Annotated in this window: 1 protein-coding gene; it reads left to right on the forward strand. The window is 58.3% G+C overall.

The features are described 5' to 3' along the window. Positions 1-1,623, forward strand: a 1,623-nt coding sequence (locus C8D99_RS15050; RefSeq protein WP_208321223.1) for a transposase, incomplete at its 5' end; no start/stop codon positions are given. Between the last annotated feature and the right edge of the window lie 178 nt (positions 1,624-1,801).

Here is a 1,801-nt window from a genome sequence, read left to right on the forward strand (position 1 = left end):
ACCCTTCACCAGAGAGGTGCGTTCATTATGACGGAAAAGGCGAAGAAAATCCATATCGAACTGAAGAGCGGTGAAAGCGGCATAACATCCTTCGCAGGACTGTGGCCGGCAGTGGAGCTCTTCCGGAAGTCAGGGCTTCCCGAAGTCATCGACAGCGCCGTAGGAGCCAGATCCTCACGGGGATACCGGGACAGTGAACATATCCTTTCCCTTATCCTTCTCCATCTCTCGGGAGGAAGCGCAGCGGACCACCTCTCGTTCCTGAAGGAGAAACTGTCCTTTGAGAAGCTCGGCATATCCGTCCCCTCGCCAAGCGCCCTGAGAACGTGGCTCAATGAATTCCACAACGGGGAGGAGGACGGGAAGCGGGGAATGGGGAAAGCCTTCATCCCCGAAGAGAACGGGCACCTCAGGGGATTGGGGACAGTGCTCTCGGGCCTCTTCGCCTTCGCGGCGGCACACTCTCCCCGGGAGCACATCACCCTCGACCAGGATGCCACGTTCATCGAAACGGAAGAGCGGGGAGCCAACTGGAACTACAAGGGACAGAAGAGCTACCAGGCCCTGAACACCTACTGCCCCGAATACGACCTTGTGGCGGGAAGCCGGTACGGTGACGGGAACGTTCCTCCCGGCTGGAAGCAGCAGGAGGAACTGGAACGGATCCTTGAAAGCCTGCCGGAGGAAGTGAAGGGAGTCTCTGTGCGCAGCGACAGCGCCGGATACCAGACGGACCTTCTCACCTGGTGCACCGAGGGAAAGCACGGGCGGTTCGGATACATCCCCGTGGGGATCTCCTGCCCCGTGGGCGAGGAATTCAAGAAGGCGGTGCGGGCCGTCCCCGAAGAAGACTGGAAGCCCCTGGACAGAAAAGAACGGGACGGGAAACAGGAAGGGAACGGTACTGTTCTGGAATGGGCGGAAATCGTCTATGTGCCCGCCGGCCTCGGCAGAAAAAAGCACGGCCGTGACTACCGGTTCCTGGCCGTCCGGGAACGATGGGACGGCCGTCTCCCCTCCGAAAAGGAACGACAGGAAGACAGGACAACGGAGCCGGAAGCGGAAGCGGTATCATCCCCCGGAGACCAGCTCTACTTCACCGAAGCCATCCGTCTTCTTGAAGAGGAAGTTCCCGGAGTCAAAAGACTCCACCTCCTGGAGCTTGGAGGGAGAATCTACAAAACCTTCGGCATCGTCACCAACATCGAGGACGGAGCGGACGGAGGGATCTTCGGCTATGGGAAGGGAGCCCCCATGGACGGGGAGAAAATCATCCGGTGGCAGAGAAAGCGGAGCGGCAAGGCCGAGGAGATCCACCATATCCTCAAGGACGAACTCGGCGGAGGGCATGTCCCGTCCAAGAGATTCGGAGCCAACGCCGCATGGTGGACCATAGCCGTCCTTGCCCTGAACCTCCACAACCTTCTGAAGCACATTCTTCTGCCGGAGGACTATGGAAAAAGCAGGCCGAAAAGCCTCCGGTTTCTCCTCTACACCATGGTTGGGAAAATAGTGACGCACGGAAGGCGGATCGTGCTGAAGATCTGGACCGGAGACCGGGGAGGAAGTCTCTTCGCTTCCGTCATGGAGAGACTGGAGCTGCTGCAGTCCATGCCGGACTGAGAGGAAAAGCAGCGGTTCCATAGAATCCCCTGGACCACGGAAGGCTATCATCCGTGCGGATGGAGTATGCCCGCAAAAGGGGAAAGACCTGAAAAACCTGAAAAAGGGTAAGAAAGAAAGGAAACGGGGAAACGAAAACAGTTCATTTCCCCGTCCGGGGAGTTATCCCTTTACTTGA

The sequence above is a fragment of the Aminivibrio pyruvatiphilus genome (genome assembly GCF_004366815.1).
GTDB classification, from domain to species: domain Bacteria; phylum Synergistota; class Synergistia; order Synergistales; family Aminobacteriaceae; genus Aminivibrio; species Aminivibrio pyruvatiphilus.